Source organism: Aurantimonas sp. E1-2-R+4 (assembly GCF_036549515.1).
Taxonomy (GTDB): domain Bacteria; phylum Pseudomonadota; class Alphaproteobacteria; order Rhizobiales; family Rhizobiaceae; genus Aurantimonas; species Aurantimonas coralicida_A.
Genome location: NZ_JAZHLK010000052.1, coordinates 1 through 26,928, shown reverse-complemented (window position 1 = coordinate 26,928; position 26,928 = coordinate 1). Strand labels below are relative to the sequence as shown.

Annotated in this window: 23 protein-coding genes, 1 tRNA gene and 2 pseudogenes; 14 read left to right on the top strand and 12 right to left on the bottom strand. The window is 62.8% G+C overall.

Translation table 11 applies throughout. The features are described from left to right. The first annotated feature begins 190 nt into the window (after positions 1-190). The 3 genes from VQ045_RS18180 (at position 191) to VQ045_RS18170 (ending at position 2,694) form a co-directional block, all read left to right on the top strand. On the top strand, positions 191-607 hold the full coding sequence (locus tag VQ045_RS18180; RefSeq protein WP_331831108.1) for a DNA adenine methylase: 417 nt from the start codon (positions 191-193) through the stop codon (positions 605-607). A gap of 804 nt (positions 608-1,411) precedes the next feature. Further along, positions 1,412-2,143, top strand: a complete 732-nt coding sequence (locus VQ045_RS18175; protein ID WP_331831107.1) for a hypothetical protein — start codon at positions 1,412-1,414, stop codon at positions 2,141-2,143. 206 nt (positions 2,144-2,349) lie between these two features. Then, on the top strand, positions 2,350-2,694 hold the full coding sequence (locus VQ045_RS18170; protein WP_331831106.1) for a hypothetical protein: 345 nt from the start codon (positions 2,350-2,352) through the stop codon (positions 2,692-2,694). A gap of 220 nt (positions 2,695-2,914) precedes the next feature. Here VQ045_RS18170 and VQ045_RS22080 read toward each other — a convergent pair. The 3 genes and pseudogenes from VQ045_RS22080 to VQ045_RS18160 form a co-directional block, all read right to left on the bottom strand. Beyond that, positions 2,915-3,328, bottom strand: a pseudogene (locus VQ045_RS22080) (Mov34/MPN/PAD-1 family protein); the annotation flags it as partial. A 17-nt stretch (positions 3,329-3,345) separates the two neighbouring features. Beyond that, positions 3,346-4,989: a ThiF family adenylyltransferase gene (locus VQ045_RS18165; RefSeq protein ID WP_331831109.1), complete on the bottom strand. Its 1,644-nt coding sequence runs from the start codon at positions 4,987-4,989 to the stop codon at positions 3,346-3,348. A gap of 25 nt (positions 4,990-5,014) precedes the next feature. After that, positions 5,015-6,181 carry a CBASS cGAMP synthase gene (locus VQ045_RS18160; protein ID WP_331831105.1) on the bottom strand — a complete coding sequence of 389 codons (1,167 nt, stop codon included), beginning with the start codon at positions 6,179-6,181 and terminating at the stop codon, positions 5,015-5,017. A gap of 215 nt (positions 6,182-6,396) precedes the next feature. Here VQ045_RS18160 and VQ045_RS18155 point away from each other — a divergent pair, with 215 nt between their 5' ends. Further along, on the top strand, positions 6,397-7,410 hold the full coding sequence (locus VQ045_RS18155; RefSeq protein WP_331831104.1) for a CBASS cGAMP-activated phospholipase: 1,014 nt from the start codon (positions 6,397-6,399) through the stop codon (positions 7,408-7,410). Between the two features lie 670 nt (positions 7,411-8,080). On the opposite strand, the pseudogene VQ045_RS22075 reads toward VQ045_RS18155, so the two are convergent. Next, positions 8,081-8,224, bottom strand: a pseudogene (locus VQ045_RS22075) (IS91 family transposase); the annotation flags it as partial. A 124-nt stretch (positions 8,225-8,348) separates the two neighbouring features. Between VQ045_RS22075 and VQ045_RS18150 the strand changes: the two are divergent. The 3 genes from VQ045_RS18150 to VQ045_RS18140 all read left to right on the top strand — a co-directional run bounded on the left by VQ045_RS18150 (position 8,349) and on the right by VQ045_RS18140 (position 10,220). Further along, positions 8,349-8,720: a hypothetical protein gene (locus tag VQ045_RS18150; protein ID WP_331831103.1), complete on the top strand. Its 372-nt coding sequence runs from the start codon at positions 8,349-8,351 to the stop codon at positions 8,718-8,720. A 76-nt stretch (positions 8,721-8,796) separates the two neighbouring features. Further along, positions 8,797-9,126 carry a hypothetical protein gene (locus VQ045_RS18145; RefSeq protein WP_331831102.1) on the top strand — a complete coding sequence of 110 codons (330 nt, stop codon included), beginning with the start codon at positions 8,797-8,799 and terminating at the stop codon, positions 9,124-9,126. Beyond that, entirely contained in the window at positions 9,075-10,220 is a 1,146-nt protein-coding gene (locus VQ045_RS18140) for an ImmA/IrrE family metallo-endopeptidase (RefSeq protein ID WP_331831101.1), read from the top strand. Before VQ045_RS18145 ends, VQ045_RS18140 begins: the two co-directional genes overlap by 52 nt. A gap of 19 nt (positions 10,221-10,239) precedes the next feature. On the opposite strand, the gene VQ045_RS18135 is transcribed toward VQ045_RS18140, so the two are convergent. The 7 genes from VQ045_RS18135 to VQ045_RS18105 form a co-directional block, all read right to left on the bottom strand. After that, positions 10,240-11,055, bottom strand: a complete 816-nt coding sequence (locus VQ045_RS18135) for an alpha-glutamyl/putrescinyl thymine pyrophosphorylase clade 3 protein (RefSeq protein ID WP_331831100.1) — start codon at positions 11,053-11,055, stop codon at positions 10,240-10,242. Positions 11,056-11,155: 100 nt separating this feature from the next. After that, positions 11,156-12,166, bottom strand: a complete 1,011-nt coding sequence (locus tag VQ045_RS18130) for a thymidylate synthase (protein ID WP_331831099.1) — start codon at positions 12,164-12,166, stop codon at positions 11,156-11,158. Between the two features lie 265 nt (positions 12,167-12,431). Beyond that, positions 12,432-13,085, bottom strand: a complete 654-nt coding sequence (locus VQ045_RS18125; protein ID WP_331831098.1) for an SOS response-associated peptidase — start codon at positions 13,083-13,085, stop codon at positions 12,432-12,434. A gap of 297 nt (positions 13,086-13,382) precedes the next feature. Then, positions 13,383-13,459, bottom strand: a tRNA-Arg gene (locus tag VQ045_RS18120). Between the two features lie 114 nt (positions 13,460-13,573). Further along, positions 13,574-14,032 carry an ATP-binding protein gene (locus tag VQ045_RS22070; protein WP_442879900.1) on the bottom strand — a complete coding sequence of 153 codons (459 nt, stop codon included), beginning with the start codon at positions 14,030-14,032 and terminating at the stop codon, positions 13,574-13,576. Positions 14,033-15,199: 1,167 nt separating this feature from the next. Beyond that, positions 15,200-16,627 (bottom strand): dihydrolipoyl dehydrogenase family protein, encoded by a 1,428-nt coding sequence (locus VQ045_RS18110; RefSeq protein WP_327626019.1) that lies wholly within the window; start codon positions 16,625-16,627, stop codon positions 15,200-15,202. A gap of 1 nt (position 16,628) precedes the next feature. Then, the gene (locus VQ045_RS18105) at positions 16,629-17,396 is read right to left on the bottom strand and encodes a TVP38/TMEM64 family protein (RefSeq protein ID WP_331831096.1); all 768 of its coding nucleotides are present in this window, start codon (positions 17,394-17,396) and stop codon (positions 16,629-16,631) included. Positions 17,397-17,767: 371 nt separating this feature from the next. Between VQ045_RS18105 and gcvT the strand changes: the two genes are divergently transcribed. Genes gcvT through gcvP form a run of 3 tightly spaced genes read left to right on the top strand, consistent with a single transcriptional unit; the run spans position 17,768 to position 22,144 of the window. After that, on the top strand, positions 17,768-18,907 hold the full coding sequence (gene gcvT / locus VQ045_RS18100) for a glycine cleavage system aminomethyltransferase GcvT (protein WP_331831095.1): 1,140 nt from the start codon (positions 17,768-17,770) through the stop codon (positions 18,905-18,907). An 11-nt stretch (positions 18,908-18,918) separates the two neighbouring features. Further along, the gene (gene gcvH / locus VQ045_RS18095) at positions 18,919-19,281 is read left to right on the top strand and encodes a glycine cleavage system protein GcvH (RefSeq protein WP_331831094.1); all 363 of its coding nucleotides are present in this window, start codon (positions 18,919-18,921) and stop codon (positions 19,279-19,281) included. A gap of 10 nt (positions 19,282-19,291) precedes the next feature. Beyond that, positions 19,292-22,144, top strand: coding sequence for an aminomethyl-transferring glycine dehydrogenase (gcvP, locus tag VQ045_RS18090; RefSeq protein ID WP_331831093.1), 2,853 nt, complete (start codon positions 19,292-19,294; stop codon positions 22,142-22,144). 51 nt (positions 22,145-22,195) lie between these two features. On the opposite strand, the gene VQ045_RS18085 is transcribed toward gcvP, so the two are convergent. Continuing rightward, entirely contained in the window at positions 22,196-22,882 is a 687-nt protein-coding gene (locus tag VQ045_RS18085; protein WP_331831092.1) for a GntR family transcriptional regulator, read from the bottom strand. A gap of 107 nt (positions 22,883-22,989) precedes the next feature. Here VQ045_RS18085 and VQ045_RS18080 point away from each other — a divergent pair, with 107 nt between their 5' ends. From VQ045_RS18080 to VQ045_RS18065, 4 genes are all read left to right on the top strand, one after another. Beyond that, a complete protein-coding gene (locus VQ045_RS18080) occupies positions 22,990-24,069 on the top strand; it encodes a 4-hydroxythreonine-4-phosphate dehydrogenase PdxA (RefSeq protein ID WP_331831091.1) in 1,080 nt (359 codons plus the stop codon). A 100-nt stretch (positions 24,070-24,169) separates the two neighbouring features. Beyond that, positions 24,170-25,156: a TRAP transporter substrate-binding protein gene (locus tag VQ045_RS18075; RefSeq protein ID WP_442879899.1), complete on the top strand. Its 987-nt coding sequence runs from the start codon at positions 24,170-24,172 to the stop codon at positions 25,154-25,156. Positions 25,157-25,243: 87 nt separating this feature from the next. Continuing rightward, a complete protein-coding gene (locus tag VQ045_RS18070) occupies positions 25,244-25,801 on the top strand; it encodes a TRAP transporter small permease (protein WP_331831089.1) in 558 nt (185 codons plus the stop codon). Beyond that, positions 25,798-26,892: a TRAP transporter large permease gene (locus VQ045_RS18065; protein ID WP_331831088.1), complete on the top strand. Its 1,095-nt coding sequence runs from the start codon at positions 25,798-25,800 to the stop codon at positions 26,890-26,892. Before VQ045_RS18070 ends, VQ045_RS18065 begins: the two co-directional genes overlap by 4 nt. The last annotated feature ends 36 nt before the right edge of the window (positions 26,893-26,928 follow it).

Sequence of the window (26,928 nt, the reverse complement as noted above, 5' to 3'; positions counted from 1 at the left end):
AAGCGACATCCTGGCATCATCGATATTTGAGGCATGCTTCCTCCACCGCATCATCTGCGGTGTTAGAAAGAGTCGCGACGCCTCAAGACCACACAACATGCGCAAGAGCCGGTAATGAGGACAGGCCCTAGCGAACCGATACTGACATGGCATGCCGCCGCTCGCAGTCGTGCAATCTGCGAGCGGCCCGTTGAGCCAAACTTCCATACTCAGATTTTGCCATTCGTCATTTCTCCTGATCGTCGCCAAGCTGGCGCCGATGCTGGAGGCGATCCACGAGCGGCTCGCCGGCGTCGTTATCGAGCGGCTGCCCTGGCAGGAGTTCGTGCGCCGCTACGATCGGCCGGGAATGCTGTTCTACCTCGATCCGCCCTATTTCGGCGTCGAGAACGACTACGGCCGCGATTGCTTCGCCCGCGCTGAGTTTGCCGAGCTGGCAGACCGGCTGCGGAACCTGAAGGGCACCTTTCTGCTGTCGATCAACGATCGGCCGGAGGTGCGCGCGCTATTCGATGGCTTCGCCCTCGAAGCGGTCTCGACGACCTATTCGATCGTCCGCGGCAAGCCATCGAAGGCCGGGGAGCTGATCATCGCCAAACCGGATTGACCGACCGGGCGGGATTGGGCCATCGTCGCCATCCGATGCGGCGGACCTGAAACGATTCCTGAAGCGAGGACCCCATGTCGCCCGCAGACCAGCACCACCTTTGCACGCTCATCGCCCTGGCCATCGCCGAGATTCCACCCGCGACCCGGCTCGCCTGCGCTGGCAAGTAGCCGAAGGTCGAATGGGCATGACGGTGCCAACGATCACCATCTCGCAACCCTTGGCGGTCTCGCCGACGCCGGAATGGGCTTGATCTGGTATTGCGACGGCTGCGGCAGGCACGCGTGCGGTTGTCATGAGTTCCGGCAAGAACCACGAGAGAGGTGTGCCTTGATGACGAGAACCGACGCCATCAACCGCCTGGGAAGGCCCGGCTCAGGCGGATCAGCAGCAAATCCAGGCGACTACCCTCCCGCACCGCGCTTAACATTGCCCTCGACGGACACGAAGACTACCATGTCGACGAAAACCGGGGTTCCTATGGGGAATGTCGGCATAATTAGACGACCCCATTCAGCAAACATGGGCGGTTCAAAGCGGCGAGAGTGACAACAGCGTGCCACAGCCCACAAAAGATTTGGCTAACTCCTAAGTTGCAATTACTGTGCCGCAAAGCCAGTCAATAAGAAATGCCGGTCAATCATAATGGGAGAATTAGCCATGCCATTTCGAGCGCGCTACCCTTGGGACTCCGGAAACCGTGTCGCCAAGAGGATCATTGCAAGCATCTTTCTGTTTCTTATCGTATTCGGTGCGCACGCAAATGACATGCGCATATGGAACGCATCGTCTGGACCGCCTGTAGTGTCTGGCGAATTCGGCGGCGATATTTTTATCAACGGCGTACAACTCGACTGGACTACAATAAATTGCGATAGGAATACAATTAGAACGTATCTAATACTAAAATCTGGTGATGAAAATAATTTTTCTGACACAATAATGTTCCGCAGTCTTTATTTGCATACCTATGAGCGGTCAATTAACTATATTAACGCGTATCGTCGTAAAAACCCGGGCGCATGTAGTGCGTGGTTACCATCAATGAAAAAAATGGATTGGTGCCAAAACCACACCTCACAAAATATTGATAGCCAGTTCGAATTAAAAGTTGTTACCAAAGACGGTAATCTTCTTGTTGAAAATAGAGGAGTATATTATTGCAATCACGTTGTGCTTAGAAATATTAAAGAAGAGATAAATCAAAAAGTATCAAAATTACTTGCACCTTATGGTGTCGAAGAGACCGCTAATCTATATACATTAATGGTAAACCCATTTTTATATGATAAGAAGATCGTCGGGGTGCCGGCTATATTCAAGGGCATGCAATCGCGCAATCAAGCGTATTTTTTGCAGGGAGAAACCGGCCAATTAGTCCTAGAAGACGTGCCAACAACTCGATTTACTAGCAAAGATTTGTTTTTCGTGATATTCGAGGTGAATGCGGACCGTAGCAACGGGCCAATATTCGGACGGTATATAGAAGCCCTTGAGTGCGCAGATTGGTCTTGCAGTGAGTATATGTTTCAGTAGCCCATTTAAATGGACGTGTAGGATAGTTGGCGACCCGTTATTTGATCGGCTTTACGATTCCGATTAACCGGCTCATAGATAAAATCAGCTTGTTCCGGAGGCGATGGATGCGGGCCTATAGTCACGCTAGTCGAGCGGGCATTCAAGATGTGTTGCAACCCAAGTTTATTTACCTAGTATGCTCTTGCAAAAGATGGAGAATTATCATGAAAATTGGTACGGGAATTGGATTGGCCGCACTAATAGTGGCGCTTATTTCTATTTTTATCCCGCTTGCGGGTCTCGTGCTGGCTGGCATCGGATTAGTAATCGCGTGTTTGGGTGCTTTGTTTGGTGATAAAGGATTTGCAATCGCAACTGTTGTAGTGACCGCTGTAAATTACTTTTTTCTATCACCATCTCTTTGGATGTCTGAAGCGGGTAGCCGTGTATCGGGCGGAAGTGGCAACACAGAGGTGTGGGCATTCATCGTTGCGTTGCTGGTTGCCCCAATAGTTTGTATGATATTATACAGTTCCGGGAAGATAATGTTGGGCAAGAAAGCTAGCTAGCCCGTCTTATTCACGAGCAGGGGGCTCTTTTGCCGCTGAGCGTGCGGCCGCGAGGGATTGATGCGTCTTTTTCACCGCGGTTCGGACTGGACTTTTGGAACACGCTGGAGGTTGAAGGATGGGGGGTCAGCGGGGCTTCCTGGCCCCATGGCTCATGGTCCCGCGGGCTGCAGCGTGATGGCGATCCTGCGGATCAGATCTAAGAGGAAACCTCCCGCACTTCGCTAACATGGCCGTTGGCGCCAAAACCCCACCAGCAAGAGGTCCAACCCGCGATGGCGAGGACGACGGGTTCGCGGGACCTTCGCATCAGTCCAGCCCACGTGTGCCGATCCATCCAAGACGGAAATGGATGCGCCTCCGGATGGGTGTGCCACTCGCCAACGAACGTGTCCGTTCCCCCGCTTGCACGCCATGCTCGGAGCGCCGCGGCCTGATGGCCGACGTCCATCCGGTCGAACAAGGTTCGGGCCCGCATATCCCGGCGCATCGGAACGGTGCAGTCCGAGATCTCGATGTGGCTGCCCCGATACGTACCGATGAGAATTCCTCCGGCCTCGCGCGACCGCGGACCGCGCTCGACCCATCTCGCGATCGTATCCATGACGCGTCGGTGAACAAGGACGAGCCGCACGCCGTCGGGCGTTAGGATCAACGGTTCGTCGCGCACGCGGGGCACCGATCCGTCGCTTGAGGATTAGAGTCGGCGACCTCAAACGCCTTGTCCGGCTCGAATGTATGGGACCGGTAGCGGTGACCCGGGCTGCCGCTCGCCCAATCGAGCGCGAGATCGCAGGCCAGCGCGGCCGCGACGACGGACCTCGACACGGGGAATGTGACGAAGTCTGCGTCGGCGCAAGCCTCAACGCGGCCGATCTCCGTTTCGACCCCAGGCCGGAGAACGGGGAAGCGCGGTTCGCCCGCGAGTTCCGGCTTGAGGCACTTCAGGCAGGCCATGTCTGCGTCTTCGTCAACGAGGAGGCACTGCGCGGCGATGCCGTTGCCCATCAGCCATACGAAGAGGTGGGCCGGGCCGGAGGGGCGCCGATTGACCGCCGCTTGGTTGAGGGCGATCGAGAGCGCCTCCTCACCCGTCGCGTCGACGACGAGGTCAAAACGCCCCAGTTCAGGCAGGTCGAGCGCATCCTTGTTCGACCACTCGACCTTGGCGCCCGGCAGCATGGCGTTCAGGAATGTCGCACACGCCGCTGCCTTGTTCCGATGTAGGAATGGGACACCGAGCAGGTGACGTCCGAGGTTCGCCGTGCGCAAGTCGTCTGTGTCGACGAGAAGAAGCCGTCCCCCGTCAATTCCGGCGCCGCACTGGGCGAGTTGCTGGGCAAGGAAGCCGCCGATAGTGCCGCAGCCGATGACCGCGACGGAACGGCCGACCAGCCCGCCGCGCGATCCGAGATTGCGCCCGTAGACGTAATCGAGGTTCGCCGCGTCCGCCGTGATCCTCTCCACTGCGACCTCTCCCGTTGCCCGCCTGAGATTCCGGGCAAGCGTCGGGCGGCGGTTCACGAGGAACTCCGGGGTCCGCATGGGCTCCGGCACCCCGATCCGGCACGCGAACACCCCGTTGGTCGCGCGGATCGCGAGCGTCGCCTGATGATGCGTTCCCGTTGCCAGCGCCTCGTCGAGTCTCCTTGGCAGCTCCGGGTCGGTCCATCGCAGCCAGTCGACGAGCTGGCCATAGTCTGCGGGTGGCCACGTTCGCTCGGGATCGATCGTGAGGGGAGCGGCGAGGGACACGACGAGTGCCGTCTCCTCGAATCCGTCTGCCCGGCGCGGCGGATCGCGCTCGCGCGTCCACGACTGTCCAGCCACAAGCACTGGGGTCGGCTCGTTGTCCGCCGACAGCCGCGGATACGTGATCGCGGCAGGGCCACTGTAACCCGACGGCAGGTCGGACAGCATCCAGCGCGATGACCAATAGACGTCGAACTCGGCGCCGAAGTCAGCGTCTGAACGACCTGCGACGGCGGCGTCCAGCACCCTCTCGGCGCACTCGATACACTGGATCACGGTACCGCCGGGATCGTAGCGGTCGAGAATGACCGAGCCTTGGGCGTAGTAGCACACCAGTCTTGTTGGCCCGAGGTGAGGCAACCGTCGGTTGGGGCCCACCCAGCTCTCGGCGATGCGGATCAAAGGCATGGTCAGGAAGTCGAGGTCCGGCACGAGGAGTGTCACCGGGACCTCGCCGGACGCGATGTCGAGCGTTCCTTTGTAGATGTCGCGACCGCCGCGTGGCACGCGGTGGAACCCCCGCCCGACCAGCGCGTCGTGCATGGCCAGCCGACGCGCGGACCGGTCCTCAGCCACTGCGCGAGCGGCCCACTTCCGGGGCGGCGACCACCTTCTTCGGCTGGGCCGCCACGGTAGCGGCCGCAGTGCGCGCGATGGCAGGGGCGGCGAGGCCGGTGACCGCCGCGGATTCAATGGAGACGAGGTCGGGCCTGTCCGGCACCCGGTCGCCGAAGGCGTGGCGCAGGAGGCGCACGGCCTCGCGGGCATCCTCGCAACTATTCACGACCCGTCGCATTAGGGCCGCGAGGTCCTCGAACGCGCCTGCGACCTCCTCGCGGTGCTCGTCCGGGATCCGATTGAGATCCTCGTCCTCGCATGCCGGGTTGGAAACCCGGCCCCGCACGTACTCGGGCACAAGCTCGACCACCCGCAGGAGGCGCTCGTCCTCACGGTTGGAAAGGTTCAGGCCACCGATCTTGCCATAGGCCTGCCAGGCGCAGGCCATCAGCAGGATCGACGTGACCTTGTAGCGGTCGAGTTTCCCATTGTCGCGCCACGCCTTGAGGTACCGCGAGTCGCGGCGCAGCCGTTCGCCGTAGACGTCTACCGCGTCGGTGAACCAGTTGTGGATCTTGCGCGGATCCGACTCGATCCAACCCTCCTCGCGATGCGCGAGGAGGACTTCGTCAGATGGCAGCTCCTCCCATGTGTCCGCCTTCGCGACGTCGGCCGAGGCCGTGGTGGCCCTCGTCCGTCGATCCTCAAGCGTCAAGAACTCGGCGTCAGGAATGGCGTAGAGCGGGTTGTCGACGTGGGAGTCGGCTGCGATGACAAGCCGGCAGCAAGTTGGCTTCTCCTCGTAGCGCCATCCCTCAATCCGTGCGAGCTCGCGCAGGGCTGCGCCCACGAACTCGAAAAACTTCTCTGCGGCTGTCGAGGGCCGGGCGCCGCGGACGAACGACAGCGGCAGGTAGCAGCCGTCGTCGAGGTCCATCTGCTGACCTGGTGGGTGCGCCGGGTCGTTCAGGGTCTTGTACGCGAAGCTCCCCTGGGTGAAGAATCGGGGCCGGATGGGACGCCCGAACACGGCCGCGCTCGAGGCCTCGAACGCCTCGCGCAGGTATGCGCGGATCCTGGTCCGCGCATACCTAAGCCGTTCATCCGCCGGCCGGAGGTTGGCAACGTAGTTCTCTGGATCCGTCGTCGTATGGAGGAGCTTGGACGCGTTCGCCATGAAAAGGGTGTCTCCCGGCCCGGCCGCCTGGGGGGCGACTCGCTTTCGAGGGCAACCTTACCATTTCGCAGCGTCAGGGAACATAGGGCGAACGCTCTTGTGGACCGCCGCAGCGGATCGGGTTGCGCTACCCCGTAGGAGTCTCTACCGTTCGGGTGGACCGGACGCGCGTGCGGCTGGACCCACGCGCCCCGCGGACGAGAGCTGGAGGGAAAGTGCCGTTCCAGATCTTGAGCCTCTCGGGCGGTGGATACATGGGCCTCTACACCGCGAGCGTGCTGGCGCGGCTGGAGGAGCAGACCGAGAAGCCGATCGCGGCATCGTTCGACCTTATCGCGGGGACCTCGGTCGGCGGTATCATCGCCCTCGGCCTGTCGGCGGGACGCACTGCGGTCGAGATCGAAAGGGCATTCGTTGAGGACGGGGATAAGATCTTCCCCTCCAGCCGGCCCGTCACGGGATGGCTCCGGTCCTGGACGCGGATCGTCCAGGGCATGCCGAGGTCAAGGTACGACCCGGCGCCGTTGCGGGCGATCGTCGATAGGCTCATGCAGGCGACGCCTAAGATGTCTGACCTGAAGATCCCGGTGCTCGTCACCGCGGTTAACCTGACGAAGGGCAAGCCGAGGGTCTTTAAGACGGGTCACCACCCAAACTACATGCTTGACTGGCGTCTCGACGTCGCGGACGTGGCGCTCGCGACCTCTGCGGCGCCGACGTATTTTCCCATACACAAAATCGAAAGCGAGTTATTCGCGGACGGGGGCATGTACGCTAACTCGCCTGACCTGATTGCACTCCACGAGGCCGAGCACTTCCTTGGGCGGAGCCGCCCGGAAATCCGTGTCCTGAGCATCGGGACGACGACGGCGGCGTTCGCCTTAAATGCCGGGATGGACCGTGACCTCGGCTCCCTTGGATGGATGCAGGACCAACGGCTGCCGACGGTGATGATCGGATCGCAGCAGGCCATGACGGACGCCATGATGAGGCACCTGCTCGGCGACGGCTATATCCGCATCGATCACGAGCAGTCGCCGGAGCAGAGGAAGGAACTTGCCCTCGATTGCGCGAGCCCCTGCGCGAAGGAAAACCTTCAAGCGGCGGCTGCCAGTTCGGCAATGGAAAGCCTGCGACTCTCAGCCCTTGGCGACATGCTGCGGCACAGAGCTCCGCCGTTCGAATTCGTCAACGCGTCGCTCTCCAAAAGGGGAGCAGCCTTGGCTTGATGCGACGCACGCGTGCGACATAATTGATGGCCGCTTCAGCCGTCCTGGCCTCGTTCAAGCATCCTTCGATGCAATTCGCGAATGCTCTTCGCGAAGTCCTGCACGGGGCCGACCTGCACGCTCGGGACGACCTCGTCAATCAGGAGCAGACGGACAGGCGACAGCGCAGACCCGAGTTCCGCCTGCCACTCAGCTTGCTGGGCCGCGAATACGGCGTAAGCGATCCTCCCCAGCACAACCCATCCAGGGGCGATGCCGACCTCTGCAGGTGAGGCCGCCACGCTAAATCGAATCGGTGCTTAACACGGCCTCGGTTAAAAGCGGAACGGCTGCTTCTCCACATCAGCGTCTCTAAAGCGGACAGGCAGCTCGCGTGACGGGTTTCGGGCGCCGGCAGGCGTACAAAAGTCCCCGAGGACCGAACCCGCGGGCCACGGGCGATGGCTATGAGGATTTCGATTTTCGGCTGGTGTCGGAGATGACGTGACCGCCGACGGCAGCGCTGGGATTGATGCGGACTGACCGCTTCGTTCTCCGGCCGTGCGGCATCGCAGGCTCGGCGCGCGGTCGGACGCGGCCCTGTCGACGTCGATGATCACCATGGACGCGCGTGGGCTCGTTACCGGAGGCTGAGTGCCTGCAGCTGAAGGCTGGACCATGCCATGCCGGGTCATGGGGCGTTCTCCCGGTCCGGGGTCCTTGCGTCGGGCGGTCCGCGCGGCTGCCTCCACCGTTCGAACACCTCGATGACGATCATGCGTCCGCCGCAGCACGGGCATGACGGGCAGAAGTCGTCTGGTTCGTCCGACGGATCGGTCATGCGATAACGGGACATTAGAAATTGAATGTGGCTTCCGCTGTGTCGATGCATACAGCGATCAGGCCTTCTAGGAAAAGTAGAGGCGCCTGATATACTCCGGCCGAATTTGGGGATCGACGTGGTTGCAGAAATTACTTCCTATCAAAGTCGGGTCGAAAAATGGCTCGAAGCCTGCTTCCCGCAGTCAGTGCGATCGGATCCTGGTGAGCGCACGCACCGATTTCTAGAAGAAGCGTTGGAACTCGCCCAAGCGAACGCGTGCACGCGCGCCGACGCCCTCGCACTCGTTGAATACGTTTTCGGGCGCCCTTCCGGCCAGCCCGCGGAGGAGGTCGGCGGCGTTATGGTGACGCTGGCGAGCCTGTGCAGCGCGTCCGACATCAACATGGACGAAGCGGGCGACTGGGAACTGGATCGGAACTGGGACCGTATCGAGCAAATACGCGCCAAACAGCAGTCGAAGCAGCACGGATCGCCGCTGCCCCAATGACTCTATGCGACGACCAGGCGCCGGCCTTTCAGGCTATGCTTCGCGTCGATGATGGTCGCGTGGGAGATCTCGCGCGTTGATCAACATCTCGTTCGAAGATGACCCGCTATACAACATGTGCGTTGACCTAGAGCACGCCGAGCAGGCGTTCGGCAGCGTTAGCGCTGGCGCGCTGGTCAACTTCATCTCCGACGCCAACGCGTTCGAGAATGTCGAGGAGCTGATGGACTTCCTTGGCGGCGACATCGAAATTTCTGTGGACGATTCCCTGTTCGTCGCGATTGGTTCAGACTATCGCGCGACGCTCGTTGTAGTAGGAACGCGTTTCGATCGGAACGCTAACGGACGGATCGTTTGGGCGAGCGTGACAAGGTTGAAGCTGGTGGAGATATCGAGGTGGCCTTGACGGACGGACAGGAGTTCACGCCCGACTGGTTCTCGAAGCCGGGTGACTCGCTGCGCGCCTTGATGCTCAGGCGCGGCCTGACGACCAAGGATGTCGCCAAACATCTGCACGGCGGGATGGCTACGTTGCGCAGCCTTCTTGACGGCACTGCATCGGTGGATAAGCCGCGGGCGGCGGCGCTGGCCGAGCACCTCGGCGGCACCGTTTCGTTCTGGCTGAAGCGGCAGGCAAACTACGAAGTAGCCCTTGAGCGGGCCGTCGATCGTGCCGCCGCCACTGAGGGCGAAGACTGGCTCCTGCTGCAGGTTCCGGGGGAGAAGCCACGCGGCCGCCTTTCGGTGGAGAAGCGTCGTTCCGAGGTGAGACGCCGGCTAACGTTCTTCAACGTCGGCACCCTGAATGCTTGGGATGCGCGATACGGGCGGATCTGCTCGAACACGCTGTTCCGCAAGTCCGAAACGTTCACTGCCGACGACGCGGCGACCCTGATGTGGCTGCGCATGGGTGAGCTTGGTGCTGACCTCGTCGACACTCGCACCTGGAGCGCCGGGAACCTGCAAGACCGGCTCGACGAGATTCGCAAACTATCGAAGGTGAAGGATCCCGGCCTGTTTCTGCCGAAGCTGCGGGAGCTGTGCTCCGAAGCGGGCGTCGCCGTTGTCGCGAAGCGCGCGCCGCAGGGCTGTCCGGCCTCCGGTGCAAGCCGCATGGTCGCGCCGGACAAGGCGATGATCCTACTGAGCTTTCGCGGCCTGTCGGACGACAAGTTCTGGTTCACTGTCTTCCATGAGATCGGGCATTTGCTACTGCATGGCGCTTGCACGTTCGTCGACGCGGACATGGATGGCGTCGATGAGGTTGAGTGCGAGGCTAACCAATTCGCGTCGCGGTGCATCGTCCCGGAGCGCAACGCTGACGAATTCGAGCAGTTGAAGCCCGCTCGGGAGGAAGTCGTCCGGTTCAGCGTGAGGGTTGGCGTAGCTCCGGGCTTGACCGTTGGCCAGATGCAGCACGGTAGGATGATCCGGCAGGACCAGCTGAACTATTTGAAGCGTCGCTGGAAATGGGATCAGCTCGACGAACTGCTAGACTGAGTCTGGTCGAGCGGATTCGCTACCCCTTGTAGTGGACGAAGCGGCGCGGGCTCTTCTGCCAGTTGCACAGTGCATCCTCCGTCACTTCCATGCCGACATTAAGCCTAGCGTCTAGATCATCGAGCCTGCCTTGGAGCGTCAGGTTGCTGCTCGTGCTCGTTGGATTCCCGTCGAATAGCAATCGCACGCCACGACCTGGCCCCGTAGCGCCATCGAGATATGCCGAGCCCGCAACGATGGGAGCGAGACCGTATCGACCGACCAACGACAGGTAGTCGAACTTCGCCAGCCGTCCGAAAGAAACGATTTTCAATGTGCCATAGAGGTGGTCGAAGATCGTGTGCGGATCGTTGCCGGCTGCATGTACGGCGTTGGCGAAGAACGTTCCGTGTCCGGCCGGGCCGATCCAGGCCAGATAATCGGCAACGGCACGCGACATGGGGCGGTTGGCTGCTGGCTTGAGGCTTTCATACTTGCGATGGTTCCCAAATGCGCCGCGAACGTTCTGCCAGTTGGCGGCGAGCCATTGATAGAATGCCGTTGGGTTGGCAATGACAGTAGGCCAGTCCCAGATTCCCGCTCCCAATCGGCCATAGACATCCTGCAGCCGCAACCAGCCGGTGTCTGGCCGCCGGGCGAAATGGGTCATCAGGAAAATCAGCCAACCGGCCTCGTTGATGTCGCCCCGCTGCATGTGGAAGGCGACGGCGCGCTCGGCGTCGAATGATGGGTGATTGGGATCGGCCCGGTTCGCTGAGATCGGCTTGGCCTGGACGTGGCGATAGTAGTCCTCACGCCGGAGGCTCGCGACAAACTGTAAGGCCAGCGCTTCCACGGTCGTCGCGTCGGGCAGTCCATTCAGGCCGAGTGGTGCCTTGGCAGCATTTAGTTCGGAGAGGATGCGCTGGCGTTCGGTATCCCTAGACGGCCACATCTTAATCCCCTCGGTGATTCGCCACGTCGACGTCGCCGTTGCCGGCGTTTCTCATCTTTGCCTTGATGAGCATTCTGCCGTCGACATATGGGCGGTAGGTCTTGGTGACCAATTCGGCGCGTAGCTCCTTCAGGCGGTTCGGATAGTTCGCCTCCCATTCCTTCGCCCAGAACACCTGCAGGAACCTGACGATGTCGGCCCAGTATGGGTTGTCCATCTCCTGGGATGCATCGAGCGCTTCACCGGCCCGAAGGCGCCGCTCCACGTCGAGCAGCTTGCCGATCTGCTGGAAGGGATCACCGCCCGGCATTGGCGGCATCTCAATGGTCTGCTGCACGCCTTCCTCTACATAAGCCCGCATATCGTCGAGCTTCTCATCATAGACGTGCATGCTGCCGACATACTGCAGGTACTCCCCCATTTCGGCATCGAGGCGCCGGGCCATCATCTCCTGGATCATTGTGAAGCAGAAGACGTCGTGAGGCAGTCCGAAATAGGCGTCGTTCGACCGCATCGTGACGGACATGTGCAGACGGCCATCCCGCAGGTGGAACTGCAGTGTCGTGGTGCAGGGGATTTCTTTGTGGTGGGTGGCGATGTCCTCGGCGTTGAAAAGCTGGATCACGGCGCGACGGGAACCGGATCGCTCCTTCAACAGCGCTTCGATGCTGGCGAACTGATCGATGCCGTCCCGCATGCGCGTGAGCCTCGGGCCATATGCGCCTTCGAGGAGGCCACCCACGGCGTCGTCGGCGTAGCGTGGAACGTATGGCTTGATGAACTCCAAGGTGTCCGAGCCTGATAGATACCAGAGCAGCTCGCCGAGTGCGCTGAACGGCTTTCCGCGGTTTTCCGATCGACTGATACGCGCGCGCGGCTTCAGTATGCGGAGCGGTACTCCGAGTAGCTCACGGTTGGCACCGCGTGTCCCACCCTGCGATTGTCCATTGTCGAGCAGCTTGCGATAGAGCCGATGCAACACCGCATCGAGACTTTGTCCCTCGATCTCCATCTTATTCGCCGCCTTTAAACGGCGCCCCCTATAGGCAAATCCCTGGAAACTAAAATGGAGAGAATCACTCCTAGTTCAATCGAATGTTTCTGAGATTCAGATGAGTGGCGACGCTCTCGATAGATGGAAACTTACTTACTCACTGACGATAATCTAATTCTCGCGAACATAGGACCGCCATCTCGGTCCTACGAATCAACGGAACGTCTGCTCCTTCCTCACTGTCGGAGGAAAGCCGCCAATCCGTTTTCGGCCCATCCTCGCACTATCCCTGATCCTTGCGCTCGCCGCGCGCCACCACTTTTAGCGCCCCATCCGGCAGCGGCCGCTGCAACGCCGCCGCCACGCCCCATTCTGCCCGCATCCAGACGTCGATTTCGTCGGACTCGGTCAGGATCACCGGCATTGCCTTCGGATGCACCGCGCCGACCTCCGCGTTCGGGTCGCAGGTGAGGAAGGCGTAGAGATCGGCGTTGACCTCGCCCTCCTTCAGCTTCCGCGTCGATGTCCAGTTCGTCCATACCCCGGCGAACACCGCCAGCGGCCGTGTTTCATCGAGCGCGAACCACACCGGCACCTTCTTGCCGTCGATGGTGTGGTATTCTGAGAACGATGTGAACGGCACCACGCAACGATGCTCCGGCCCGAGCCAACGGCGCCAGTGCGGTGACTTGACGTTGCGCACATTGGTGACGCCGCTGTCGGTCTTGCGGCCCTTCAGCACGAACTGCGGCGACGGCATCCCCCACCGCATCATCGTTAGCTCGCGCTCGCCGGCCGCGCCATTGCGGACCACCGGTGCCGGATAGTCGGGAAAGACGCCCGGCAGCGACGGCAGATTGCCGGTGGTGTCGCGCATCGCCCGCGTGAACTCGCGGATCGCAGCCTGGCCCTTGGTGATCGAATAGAGATTGCACATGCTGGCGATATAGGGCGCCGCTTCCGAGGCCGCCTTGCCGTGTCGTCCTCGTAGCTGTCGCGACCAACCGCACGCCGAGCGACGTGGTGCTACCGACGGGGGAACCCAAACCGCGTCGTTGCAGCAAGCCCTTAACCGATGTCTTCTAACGCGACGTGCACTCGACCAAAAAATCCGTACTAAGTCTGCCGCCGATCTGTCCGGAGTTTCGCGCCGCGCCACACAAACTTCCGCAGACTAGACCGCAGACTAATTCGAAGCGCTAGTCTGCGGCATCTATCCAAGTCCTTGAAAAAATGGTGCGCCCGAAAGGATTCGAACCTCTGACCCCCAGATTCGTAGTCTGGTGCTCTATCCAGCTGAGCTACGGGCGCACTGACGAGCAGGCCCTGACGAGGCTGCTGCGTTCGTGAGGGCTAGGTAGCCGCTCGGGTCTTGGAATGCAAGCCGGCATCGGCCGCAAATTTTCAGCTGGAAGGTCACCTGTCTCAGGTGATCGGGACGGTGGCGGCCGCCGCGCCAAGCGACGAACGCGACGGCAGCCGGATTTCGAAGCGGGCTCCCGGCGTCGTACCGTCGGCGAGGGTGATGCGGCCTCCATGCGCCTCGACGATCTCCGCCGCGATGGCGAGCCCGAGCCCGGTCCCGCCGGAACGCACCGACCCGGTGAACGCCTTGAACAGGTTTTCGCGGGCCCGCTCGGGCAGTCCCGGTCCGGTGTCCTCCACGATGACCAGGGTCTCGCCATCGACCTCTTGCCGCGCCGCGATGGTGATCCGCCGCACGACCGAGGGCTGGTCCGCCTCGTTGCCCTCCAACGCCTGAATGGCGTTGCGGCAAAGGTTGACCAGAACCCGGTGGAACTGGTCCGGATCCACCTCCACTTCGAGCCCCTCGCCCACCGCGTTGACGCAGCCGATCCCGGAGTCGGGCGACACCGCGACCATCTCGAACACGTCGGTGACCAGCTGTTTCAGCCGCACTTTGCGCTTCACCGGCGCGTTTTCGACCGCTCGCCCGTAAGCCAGCACCGACTGGGTGTAGTTCAAGGCTCGGTCGAGGCTACGCAGCAGCATGGGCGCCACCCGCTGGACGCGCGGATCATTGAGAGTCGCCAGGCGGTCGGAGATCATCTGCGCCGAAGCCAGGATGTTGCGCAAATCGTGGTTGATCTTGGAAACGGCGAGGCCGAGATCCGCCAGATGGCGTTGTTCGCGCAGCGTGTCGGCGAGCCGAGTCTGCATGGCGGCCAGTTCCGCCTCGGCAACGCCGATCTCGTCGTCGCGCTCGGTCGGCCGGATGATCCGGGAGGAGTCCGCGGGTTTCTCGCCGAACCGGATCATCGAGCCCGTCATCGCCTGGATGGGCCGGATCAGATAGGCGCTGATCGACCCGTAGACCAGGAGCGCAGCGAAGGAGGCGATCGCCAGCGACAGCAGCAGGATATTGCGCGAATAGATCAGCATGTCGCGGCGCAGCGGGTATTCCGACATCACCACCTCGCCGACCAGCGATCCGTCGCCGACCGCACCGAACACCCGCATGGNCATCACCACCTCGCCGACCAGCGATCCGTCGCCGACCGCACCGAACACCCGCATGGTGCGGTTGCCCCCGGACAGAAGCGTGTTGAACGCGCCAGTCACCATCCGAAACGGGTTCTGATTGCTCAGGTCGATCTGCAGATCGACAACGCCGAGCGTCTCGTCACGGGCCAGCAATCGCGAGACGTCGCCCTCGACGATCGCGACGAGCTTGGCATCGAGAGCCTTGAGCAAGCTCGCCTCCTGGGCGGGGCCGAGTACCACGTCGCCCTGCGGATTGTTCTGGCTTGAGGCGAGGCCCGCGACCGCCGCGGTCTCGATCTTTGCCGACAGCCAGTCCTCGCGAAAATTGGCGATCGAGGGAACGAAGATCAGCACTTCAGCGAGCATCACCGCCAGCATGGTGACGAGCAGAAGCCGCGTTGAAATACGCCGCCTGACGAGCGGCACGCGCGCGACATCCTTCGATCGGCGATCGGCAGGTCGCTTCGTGTCCTTCGGCAATGCGACGCTCGTCCCTTCGCTTGCAGCCTTGAGATTCGACCCGCTCAACACTGTCCATGCGCCTGGTCAGCCGAACCGGCTCAAAAAGCCGATAGCACGGCGCACCAGCGGACGCCGCGTATAGGGATGATAGTAGGAGGTGGCTGCCCGTTTGCCAATTTCGGAGAAGGTCGGATAGGGCGAGATAAAATCGCGCAGATCGGAAATCTTCAGGCCCCTGCCGATCGCCAGCGAAAACAGATTGGTGAGTTCGCCCGCCTCGGCACCGACGACCCCGGCCCCAAGCAGCCGTCCACCGCGGCCGGCCACGAGCTTGACCAGCCCCTGAGTGCGCCGCTCGGTCTGGGCGCGATCGTTTTCCTCGAAGGGCCAGCGCAGCACATCCACATTGAGCCCGCGCAACATGGCTTGCGCCTCGGTCAGGCCGACCTGACCGAGTTCCGGATCGGTGAAGGTCACATGCGGGAGCTTGTCGTGGTCGGCCTTGATCGGCAGGCGAAACAGGATCGCCCGGATGACGAGCCCGGCGTGGTAGTTGGCGACATGGGTGAATTGCGGGCCGCCGGCGATATCGCCGACGGCATAGACCCGTCGGTTCGAACTGCGCAGATCGGCGCCGACCTTGATGCCGCGACGATCGTAGTCGATGCCCGCCGCGTCGAGGCCAAGACCCTCGACATTCACCGCCCGGCCGACTGCGACCAGGAGATGGCTCCCCTCGATCATCGCTTTCTCGCCGTTCTTGCGCTCGATGGCCAGCCGCACCGCGCTTCCGCCTCCATCAACGCCGACTACTTTGGTGTGTTCCTCGATGACGACGCCCTCCGCGCGGAGACGGCGAAGGACGACGGCCGCAAGTTCCGGATCGTCGTTTCCAAGCGCCGTCTCGCCTTCCACTACGGTAACCTTGGCGCCGAGCCGGCGATGGGCCTGCGCCATTTCCATGCCGATCGGCCCCCCCCCGATCACCAGGAGATGGTTCGGCCGCTCGGTGAGAGAGAAAATCGTCTCGTTGGTGAGATGCGGCGTCTCGGCCAACCCGTCGATGGGCGGAACCAGCGGCGAGGAGCCGGCGGCAACGACGAAGCGCCGGGCGCGGATCAACTGTCCGCCGGCATTGACGGTATTCGGATCGATGAATTGCGCGTCGGCCTTGATTACCCGGACGCCGAGACCCTCGAAGCGCTCGACTGAATCATTGGGTGCGATCGCCCCGATCACCCCGTCGACATGCGCCTTGACGGCAGAGAAATCGACCGTCGGCTCGCCGGCCGATACGCCGAACAGCGGCGCGGCGCGGATCGCGGCGGCGTGTTTGCCGGCGGCGAGTAGCGCCTTTGAGGGAACGCAGCCGAAGTTGAGGCAGTCGCCGCCCATCAGGCCGCGTTCGACGAGAACGACCGGCACCCCGAATGCGGCAGCGGCCGCTGCCGTGGTCAGGCCGCCCGACCCGCCTCCAATGACGCAGATGTCGGGTGTCAGGATCTCGGCCATCTCAGCCTCCGCGTGGCTTCGTTTCGGCGGCGACGGGGCGCCGTCCACGAAAATAGGTCTTCTTCAGGACCAGACCGAGGATCGCGAAGGCGGCAAGCCCGAGCAAGGCGATGGTCATCTCCGTCGTCAAGAGATCGGCGAGCTCGACATCCCCCTCGCCGACATTGACGAGCGCCTGATTGATGCCGCTGCCGAGGAAGGCATAGACCATCGAGCCTGGAATGATGCCGATCAACGTCGCCATGACATAGGTTCTGAGTGGGACGTCGAAGAAGGCCGGCGCCACGTTGACAGCGACGAAAGGCATGACCGGCGTCAGCCGCAGAACGAGGAGATAGGCGAAGGCGTCGTCGCGAAAACCGTCGGCGAAGCGCGCAATGGCACCGCCGGCGCGCTTGCGCAGCAGATCCCCGAAGGCGTAACGCGCGGCCACGAAGATGAGCGTCGCACCGATCGTGGCGCCGATGATGGTGAGGATCCCGCCAAGAAACCACCCAAACAGGAAGCCGCTTGCGACGGTGAAGATCGCCGCCGCGGGAAAGGCGAAAGCGACAAGAACGGCGTAGCCGACGACATATCCGACCGAGGCAACGGCCGTATTTTCCGAGACGAAGCGGCCGAGCAGATCACGGCTGGCGAGGAAGGACTCGAGCGACAGGTAGCCGTGCAGATCGAGGCTATAGGCAAGCAGCAGTCCGGCCGCGATGATCGCGAGAGGAAGGTAGCGCTTGAGTGTGGAGGTCCAACCTGCGCCGCCGTCCGTGTCCATTCCGTCTCCTCTTTCGCGGCCGTCTGCCAAACGCACACGATAGACCCTTCGCCGGCCACCGATTTGCGAGCGACGCCATGTCCTTTGGCGCCAACATTGCGCGCCACAGCCCATACGCAAAGGGAAAAGACGCGATCACGCGGCATCTCACGCCGTGTTGAAGACCGATAATGCCCGCGATACACCCTCCCGGTCCGGTTCGCACGCGATGAATCTCCCTCGCCCACCTCGCATCGACGACGTCCGACAAGGTGCGGTGGGCCGAAGCATTGTCGGTTGGGCGGCTCCGCCAAGAGGCCAGGAAACGGGTAGCGACGCGGCGGCGAACCTGGCTATAGTGGCATCGGATTCCAGGGCCGGAGGCAAGGCGTTTGAGTGAAACGGCACAATTGTTGAAAACGCCGCTGTTCGACCTCCACATGTCGCTCGGCGCCCGGATGGTGCCGTTCGCGGGCTACGAGATGCCGGTGCAATATCCGGCCGGCGTGATGAAGGAGCACCTGCATACGCGCGCCGCCGCCGGGCTGTTCGACGTCTCGCATATGGGGCAGGTGACGATCAGGCCGCGATCGGGCGACATGCGCGATGCCGCGCTGGCGCTGGAAACGCTGGTGCCGGTGGACATCGCCGGCCTGAAGGAAGGGCGGCAGCGCTATGCGCTGTTCACCAACCCGGCCGGCGGCATTCTCGACGATCTGATGGTTGCCCATCGCGGCGACCATTTGTTCCTGGTCGTCAACGCGGCCTGCAAGGCCGAGGACATCGCCCATCTCAGCGCCGCCCTGTCGGACCGCTGCGAGATCACGCCGCTAACCGATCGCGCCCTTATCGCGCTGCAAGGGCCGAAGGCCGAAGCCGCGTTGAGCACGCTGTCCGGCGATGTCACCGCAATGCGCTTCATGGATATCAGGTCCGTTGAGCTCTGCGGTGCGCAATGCATCGTCTCGCGTTCCGGCTACACCGGTGAGGACGGTTTCGAAATCTCCATCCCGGCGGAGAAGGCCGCGGCCGTCGCGACCGCGCTGCTCGCCCATGAGGCGGTGGAGCCGATCGGCCTCGGCGCCCGCGATTCCCTGCGGCTGGAGGCCGGCCTCTGCCTCTATGGCAACGATATCGACACGACCACGACGCCGGTGGAAGCCGCGCTCCAATGGGCGATCCAGAAGACGCGTCGCACCGGCGGCGAGCGGGCCGGCGGCTTTCCGGGCGCGGCAACAATCCTGGCGGAGTTGGCCGAGGGCACCTCGCGTCGCCGCGTCGGTCTGCGCCCCGAGACGCGAACCCCGGTTCGTGGCGGCGCGGCGCTGTTTTCCGACGAACAGGCCGGTTCTCCGGTCGGCGCGGTGACCTCCGGCGGTTTCGGTCCCAGCGTGGATGGTCCCGTCGCCATGGGTTATGTCCCCTCCAAACTGGCGACGGCCGGCACCCGGCTCTTCGCGGACGTGCGAGGCAAGCGCATTCCCGTCATCGTCACGCCGCTTCCGTTCGTCGCCGCCAACTTCAAACGTTAAAGGACAGCCGAATGCTCAAATTCACCGAAGACCATGAGTGGCTGCGGCTCGATGGCGATATCGCCACGGTCGGAATCACCACCCACGCCTCGATCCAGCTCGGCGACCTCGTCTTCGTCGAATTGCCGGATGTCGGCGCGAGCTTTGCCAAGGGTGACGACGTCGCCGTGGTGGAATCAGTCAAGGCCGCGTCGGAAATCTACGCTCCGCTCGACGGCGAGATCACCGAGGTGAACCCGGCAATCACGGACGATCCGTCCGTCGTCAACAACGACCCGATGGATACCGGCTGGTTCTTCAAGATGAAGCTCAAGGATGCATCGGCGGCCGATGCATTAATGGATGAGGACGCCTACAAGGCGTTGGTCGGATAAGGCGTTACGCATGAGCTTCGACTTCACCGACTACGAGCCCTACGATTTCGCCAACCGGCGACATATCGGCCCCTCCCCGACCGAGATGGAGGCGATGCTGGCGCTGCTCGGCGCCGACAGCCTCGATGCGTTCATCGACGGGACGGTCCCCGCCGCGATCCGGCAGGAAAAGCCGCTCGAATGGGGGCCGGCGATGACCGAGCGCCAGGCGCTGGACGCCCTGCGCGAGACCGCCAATCGCAACCAGAACCTCGTGTCACTGCTCGGCCAGGGTTATTACGGCACCATCACGCCGCCGGTCATCCAGCGCAACATCCTGGAAAATCCCGCCTGGTACACGGCCTATACGCCTTATCAGCCGGAGATCAGCCAGGGCCGGCTGGAAGCACTGCTGAACTTCCAGACCATGGTGTCGGACCTCACCGGGCTCGACGTCGCCAACGCCTCGCTCCTCGATGAAGCGACCGCGGCGGCCGAGGCGATGGCGATGGCGCACCGGCTGTCGAAATCGAAACGCACCGTCTTCTTCGTCGACGAGAACTGCCACGCCCAGACGATCGCGGTGATCCGCACCCGGGCCGAGCCGCTCGGCTGGACGGTCGAAATCGGCGATCCCTTCCAGGATCTGAAGCCGGATACGGTGTTCGGCGCGATCTTCCAATATCCCGGCACCTACGGCCATGTGCGCGACTTCACCGAAGTGATCGCGGCGCTGCATGGCGAGAATGCCATCGCGGTGATGGCCGCCGACCTGTTATCGTTGGCGCTCTTGAAGACGCCCGGCGAGATGAACGCCGACATCGCCGTCGGCTCGACCCAACGCTTTGGCGTGCCGATGGGCTATGGCGGCCCGCACGCCGCCTATATGGCGGTGAAGGACGCGCACAAGCGCGCGATGCCCGGCCGGCTCGTCGGCGTTTCGGTGGATACGCGCGGCAACCGCGCCTACCGTCTGGCACTGCAGACCCGCGAGCAGCACATTCGCCGCGAAAAGGCGACGTCGAACATCTGCACCGCGCAGGTGCTGCTCGCCGTCATGGCGGCGATGTACGCGGTGTTCCACGGGCCGGAGGGCCTCAAGGCCATCGCCCAGCGGGTGCACCAGCGCGCGGTGCTGCTGGCCAAGGGGCTGGAAAAACTCGGCTATACGGTCGAGCCGGAGGCGTTTTTCGACACCATGACGATCGAGGTCGGGCGGCTGCAGGGCGCGATCCTGAAATCCGCGCTCGCCGAGGGGGTCAATCTGCGCAAGGTCGGCACCGACCGGATCGGCATCAGCATCGACGAGCGGACGCGCCCGACCGTGATCGAAGCCGTCTGGCGGGCCTTCGGCGGGGAATTCACGGTCGACGATTTCGACCGCGATAACCGGCTGCCGGAACCGCTGCGGCGCAGCACGGATTACCTGACCCATCCGGTCTTCCACATGAACCGCGCCGAAAGCGAGATGACCCGTTACATCCGCCGGCTGTCGGACCGCGATCTCGCCCTAGATCGGTCGATGATCCCGCTCGGCTCCTGCACCATGAAGCTGAACGCCACGGCCGAGATGCTGCCGATCACCTGGCCGGAATATGCCGAACTGCATCCCTTCGTGCCGCAGGATCAGGCGCTCGGCTACAAGGCATTGATCGAAGATCTGTCTGACAAGCTGTGCCAGATCACCGGCTACGACGCCGTTTCCATGCAGCCGAACTCCGGCGCGCAGGGCGAATATGCGGGTCTCCTTACCATCCGCGCCTACCACCAGGCGAATGGCGATGATCACCGCGACATCTGCCTGATTCCGACCTCGGCGCACGGCACCAACCCGGCTTCGGCGCAGATGGCGGGAATGAAGGTGGTGGTGGTGAAGTCGGACGAGAACGGCGACATCGATGTCGACGATTTCCGCGCCAAGGCCGAGGCCCATGCGGCCAATCTCGCCGCCTGCATGATCACCTATCCCTCGACGCACGGGGTGTTCGAGGAAAGCGTCGCCGAACTCTGCGCCATCGTCCACGAGCATGGCGGCCAAGTCTATCTCGACGGGGCCAACATGAACGCCCTCGTCGGCCTCGCGCGGCCGGGCGACTTCGGCGCCGATGTCAGCCATCTGAACCTTCACAAGACCTTCTGCATCCCCCATGGCGGCGGCGGTCCGGGTATGGGGCCAATCGGGGTCAAGGCGCATCTGGCGCCGTATCTGCCGGGCCATCCAACGACGGGCGGAAGCGAGGGGCCGGTCTCCGCCGCACCGTTCGGCTCGCCCTCGATCCTGCCGATCTCGTGGAGCTACTGCCTGATGATGGGCGGCGCGGGCCTCACCCAGGCGACCAAGGTTGCGATCCTCAGCGCCAACTACGTCGCCAAGCGGCTCGAGGACGCCTATCCGGTGCTCTACAAGGCCAAGAACGGCCGGGTGGCGCATGAATGTATCGTCGACACACGCATCCTGCAGGAGTCCGCCGGCGTCAGCGTCGACGATGTGGCCAAGCGGCTGATCGACTGCGGCTTCCACGCCCCGACGATGAGCTGGCCGGTGGCCGGAACCTTGATGATCGAGCCGACGGAATCAGAAACCAAGGCCGAGCTCGACCGCTTCTGCGACGCCATGCTGGCGATCCGCGAGGAGGCGCGCGACATCGAGGAAGGCCGCATCGATCCGCAGAACAATCCACTGAAGAACGCGCCGCATACGGTGGAGGATCTCGTCGGCGAATGGGACCGGCCCTACACCCGCGAACAGGCCTGTTATCCGCCGGGGGCGTTCCGGGTCGACAAATACTGGGCGCCGGTCAACCGCGTCGACAACGTCTATGGCGACCGCCACCTCGTCTGTTCCTGCCCACCGGTCGAGGACTATCAGGAAGCCGCCGAGTAGCCGGCTGTCGTCACCGTTGCGCGCCCGCGTCAATTGCGGCGGGCGCGCCGTTCAGACGACGTCCTTGACCCGGTCCCAAGTGTTCATCAGATGCTTGGTGAGGACTTCGCCGAGGCGCGCGCCATCCCGAACACGGAGCGCCTCGGCCATCTCCTCGTGCTCGGCCACGGCGTTCGCCCAGGCCTCGGGTCCCTGATTGCCTAGGAAGCGGATGCGCTTCAGCCGCGCCTGGATGTTTGCCTGCACATCGATCAGCATGTTGTTGCGTGACAGGCGCGCGATGCGTGCATGGATATCCTGGTTGGCCTTGTAGTACGTCAGCCGGTCCCGCTTGGCGTAATAGCCCATCATCGCGTCGTGAATCGCGAGAAGTTCGGCAAGGTCCTTGTCGCTGGCGCGCTTGCATGCCAGCCGGCCGGCAAGCTTTTCCAGTTCCGCCAACACCTCCAGCATCGAGAACACGTCCTCGGGCGTCAGCCGCCGCACGATGCTGCCCCGCGCCGGCCGAATGTCGATCAGACCTTCGCCGGCGAGTGTGCGGAGCGCCTCGCGGAGCGGCGTGCGGGAAACGCCGAGCGAATCGACAAGCGCGGCCTCGTTGATTCGCGCGCCCGGTTTGAGATGCCCCTCAATGATAAGGTCCCGGATTCGGCCCGCGACCTGCTCGTGCAGCGTCTGCCTCTGGATCACGGGCGCGTCCGGATAGGCGATATCGTCTTCGACCGGCAGTTCAGTCACGGCGGGCTCCAGCAAGAGGCAACGCGCCTTCATAGCAAAAAAACCGCTTGCGCACGTCAAAAGAAATATCGTATGCAAAATGCAATATCCAGAACCGGCGGGGCCGAATGCGGAACGATCTGGTGATCGCCTTTGCGATCGGTGACCCCGCGGGCATCAGCCCGGAACTCGCTGCCCGGCTGCTCGCCGACGACATCGCTTCCCAGGCGGTCATGCTGGTCATCGGCGATCGCCGCGTTCTGGACATGGGAGCGAAACACGCCGACGTCGCCATTGATCTGCCGACCGTTTCGCTCGATGCGTTGGGTCCGCGGCGGCCCGAGCACTCATGTTTCGTCGATCTTGGCAACTGCGATCCCGCCACCATCGAACTCGGCACCGCCAGCGCTGATGGCGGTCGCTCAGCGCTGGCCAATTTCCGCTGTGCCCTGCTAGCGGCCAATGGCGGCCATGCCGACGCAGTGTTCTTCACGCCCTTCAACAAGCACGCCATGCGGCAGACCGACTCCGACTATGTCGACGAGATCGGCTTCGTGAACCGCACCATTCACGCGACGCGCAACGGCAGCGAGTTCAACGTGCTCGACGAAGTCTGGAACGCCCGCTGCACCTCGCATATCCCGCTATCCGAGGTTGCCGGCGCGCTCAGCGAAGAGCGTGTTTTCGAGAGCCTGCGCCTGACCGTCGAGACCATGCAAGGGGCGGGATTCGCGCGACCACGGATCGGCGTCGCGGCGCTCAATCCCCATGCCGGCGACGGCGGCAATTTCGGCACCGAGGACGACGCGATCATCCTGCCGGCGGTCGAGCGGGCTCTGTCCCACCAGATGGCCGTGACGGGACCAATCCCCTCCGACACCGTATTCGTGCGGGCCCTGAAGGGTGAGTTCGACGCGGTGCTGACGATGCATCACGACCAGGGGCAGATCGCGATGAAGCTCATCGGCTTCGATCGGGGCGTGACCCTGATCGCCGGCTACCCGTTCCCGATCGTCACGCCGGCGCACGGAACCGCCTACGACATCGCCGGCCAGGGCATCGCCAATGCCGGCGCCGGCCGTAAAGCTATCGAACTCGGGCTGATGCTCGCGGCCCGCAAGAATGAGGCGGACGGGAATACACCGCCTCCGGATCAGAGCCTGGCCACGCTTTTTCGCCAGGGCCTCGAATCCTCGGCCGCCGCCTGAGGCGCACGGCCCAAATCCACGCCGAAGAACGGCCGGAAAAGGCCGCGCCCCAGACGACCAGACCAACGACAGATTTTTCAACGCAGATGGGAGGAAAGATATGATGCACACAACTTTGAAGGCGCTTCTCGCGGGCGCAGTCCTTTTGACCGCCGGTGCCGCCGCCAAGGCCCAGGAAGAGATCATTTTCGGCATCAGCGCCGCGAACGGCTCGCTGCAGGAGCGGACCGCCAGCGAATTCGCCAAGCGCGCCAACGAAAAGCTCGGCGACAAGGCCGTGGTCAAGGTGTTCGACTCCTCGCAGCTCGGCAAGGACAAGGACATGCTGCAGAAGATCAAGCTCGGCACCATGCACTTGACGCTGCCGTCCTCGACGATGCCGGAGATCGCGCCGGAATACGCGCTCTTCGACCTGCCCTTCATGGTCAAGGATCGCGACCACCTGGCGCGGATCGACGAGACCCTGTTCAAGGACGTCCTGGTGCCGGCCGCCGAGGCACAAGGCTATCGCCCGCTGGCGATCTGGGAAAACGGCTTCCGCCAGATCACCAACAACGAGCGACCGATCAACACGCCGGCCGATCTGGAAGGATTGAAGATCCGCACGCCGAACTCGTCCTGGCGGGTGGCAATGTTCCAGGCCTATGGCGCCAACCCGACGCCGATGTCGTTCTCCGAAGTCTTCGTCGCGCTGCAGACCGGCGTCATCGACGGTCAGGAGAACCCGCTGACCAACATCGCGGCCGGTAAGCTCGACGAGGTGCAGAAATATCTGTCGATGTCCGGGCACGTCTATTCGCCGGCCTACCCGACGGTCGGGATCGCGACGTTCGAAAAGCTCGATCCCGAAATTCAAACCGTCCTCGCCGAGACCGCCCAGGAGGTCGCCACATGGGTGCGTGAACAGGGCGCCAGTGCCGACGGTGAACTTCTCCAGAAGCTGAAGGACGGTGGCATGGAGGTCAACGAGGCCGACCGCCAGGCCTTCATCGACGCCTCCAAGCCGCTCTATGAGAAGTTCGCCTCCGAGGTCGAAGGCGGCCAGGAGATGATCGACAAGGCGCAGTCGCTCGCCGACGGTTCCTAGGACCGTCACAAAATGCGGGGGCCGGCGGAGTCGGCCCCCGTTTTTCCCTCGTCAATCGTCTCATATGCCTTTCTTGGAAAACCGCCCATGTCCCGGCTCGCCCGCTGGCTCGACATCGCCCTTCAAGCCGTGACGCTGTTCCTGCTCATCGTCCTCACCGGGGTCGTTCTGTTGGGCGTGACGTTTCGCTATTCCGGCAATTCGCTGATCTGGTACGACGAGATCGCCTCGGTGCTGCTCGCCTGGATCACCTTTTCCGGGGCGGCGCTGGCGACGATGCGGAACGCGCATCTGGGCTTCAGCGGGCTCTTGTTCGCGCTGCCGCGGCCAAGCCGCACGGTTCTGTTCGTCGTCGTCGAACTGATCTTCCTGATCGTCTTCGCGGTGATCGGCTGGGCCGGTTGGGCGATTCTCGACATCTTCGGCAATGAAACGCTGATCTCCGTCCGGTTCGTTCCCCGCAGTTTCGTGCAGAGCATCCTGCCGATCAGCGCCGGGCTGATTATCCTGGCGCGCCTTCTCACCCTTCCCGAACGCTATCGGGACGTCGAGGAAGGCCTCGATCCGGAGCAGCGCGAGATCGAGACCGAGATCGCCCGCGCCGAAACCGAACTCAACGCCATGCGCGCCGGAGAGCCGAAATGACCGAGGCGCTCATCCTCCTGTTGATGTTCGTGTTGATCGCCATCGGCTTGCCGATCGCTGTCGCGATCCTCGCCAGCGCCCTGGTCGGCGTATTCATGCTGAACGGCTATCTCGGCTTTCTCAACGCGGCGTTGTCGATCTTCGACGGTGCCACCAGCTTCCCGCTGATTGCCATTCCCCTGTTCATCTTGGCCGGCGCGCTGATGAACACCGGCGGCATCTCGCAGCGACTGATCACCTTCGTTTCCGCATTGATCGGCTTCCTGCGCGGCGGGCTGGCGATGGTGAATGTCGGGGTCTCGCTATTCTTCGCCGAAATTTCCGGCTCGGCGGTCGCCGATGTCGCGGCGATCGGCTCTGTGCTGATCCCGGCGATGAAGAAGAAGGGCTATTCGCCCCGCTTCGCCGCCGCCATCACCTCGTCCTCCGCTTCGCTGGCCATCATCATCCCGCCGTCGATTCCGATGATCCTCTACGGCGCGCTGTCGGACACCTCGATCGTCCGGCTGTTCGTCGCCGGCATCGTGCCGGGGTTGCTCGGTGGCTTTTCGATGATGGCGCTCTCATATTATTTCGCCGTTCGCTACGACCTGCCGCGCGAGGAGGCGTTCAGCCTTTGCCGTCTCTGGACGGCGACGAAGGACGCCGCCTGGGCGCTGATTCTGCCGGTGATCATCCTTGGCGGCATTTTCGGCGGCTTCGTCACCGCCACAGAAGGCGCGGGCCTCGCCGTCGTCGCGGCCTTGCTGATCGGCGGCTTCATCTATCGCGAGATCAATCTGAAGAAGCTCTATCTCTCGCTGATCGACGGCGTGATCCAGACCGCCGTCGTCATGCTGCTGGTCGCCACGTCCGCTGTGCTCGGCCTCTATTTGACCGAGACCGAAATGCCGCAGCGGCTCGCCGCCAGCATCACCACGCTGACGACCGACAAGTTCCTCGTCCTGATGATCATCAACGTCTTCCTCCTGTTCGTCGGCATGGTCCTGCACGGTGCCGCCGCGATCATCCTGACTGAAGCGTCCCGGGTTTTCCGGAGGCCGGTTCGTTTGAGTCATGCAGCCATATCGAGGCTCTCGATGGCAGCATAGTAGTTGGCTTCGGCCTCAGCGGGCGGGATATGCCCG

What these genes read in the sequence shown, in the direction of transcription:
- VQ045_RS18170 (WP_331831106.1), top strand. Translation starts at nt 2,350, where the DNA reads ATGAAAATTGGTACGGGAATTGGATTGGCCGCACTAATAGTGGCGCTT.
- VQ045_RS18165 (WP_331831109.1), bottom strand. Translation starts at nt 4,989, where the DNA reads ATGCACGACGCGCTGGTCGGGCGGGGGTTCCACCGCGTGCCACGCGGC.
- VQ045_RS18160 (WP_331831105.1), bottom strand. Translation starts at nt 6,181, where the DNA reads ATGGCGAACGCGTCCAAGCTCCTCCATACGACGACGGATCCAGAGAAC.
- VQ045_RS18130 (WP_331831099.1), bottom strand. Translation starts at nt 12,166, where the DNA reads ATGGAGATCGAGGGACAAAGTCTCGATGCGGTGTTGCATCGGCTCTAT.
- VQ045_RS18125 (WP_331831098.1), bottom strand. Translation starts at nt 13,085, where the DNA reads ATGTGCAATCTCTATTCGATCACCAAGGGCCAGGCTGCGATCCGCGAG.
- VQ045_RS22070 (WP_442879900.1), bottom strand. Translation starts at nt 14,032, where the DNA reads ATGGTCGCGGTGTCGCCCGACTCCGGGATCGGCTGCGTCAACGCGGTG.
- VQ045_RS18110 (WP_327626019.1), bottom strand. Translation starts at nt 16,627, where the DNA reads ATGGCCGAGATCCTGACACCCGACATCTGCGTCATTGGAGGCGGGTCG.
- VQ045_RS18105 (WP_331831096.1), bottom strand. Translation starts at nt 17,396, where the DNA reads ATGGACACGGACGGCGGCGCAGGTTGGACCTCCACACTCAAGCGCTAC.
- gcvH (WP_331831094.1), top strand. Translation starts at nt 18,919, where the DNA reads ATGCTCAAATTCACCGAAGACCATGAGTGGCTGCGGCTCGATGGCGAT.
- gcvP (WP_331831093.1), top strand. Translation starts at nt 19,292, where the DNA reads ATGAGCTTCGACTTCACCGACTACGAGCCCTACGATTTCGCCAACCGG.
- VQ045_RS18080 (WP_331831091.1), top strand. Translation starts at nt 22,990, where the DNA reads ATGCGGAACGATCTGGTGATCGCCTTTGCGATCGGTGACCCCGCGGGC.
- VQ045_RS18075 (WP_442879899.1), top strand. Translation starts at nt 24,170, where the DNA reads ATGATGCACACAACTTTGAAGGCGCTTCTCGCGGGCGCAGTCCTTTTG.
- VQ045_RS18070 (WP_331831089.1), top strand. Translation starts at nt 25,244, where the DNA reads ATGTCCCGGCTCGCCCGCTGGCTCGACATCGCCCTTCAAGCCGTGACG.
- VQ045_RS18065 (WP_331831088.1), top strand. Translation starts at nt 25,798, where the DNA reads ATGACCGAGGCGCTCATCCTCCTGTTGATGTTCGTGTTGATCGCCATC.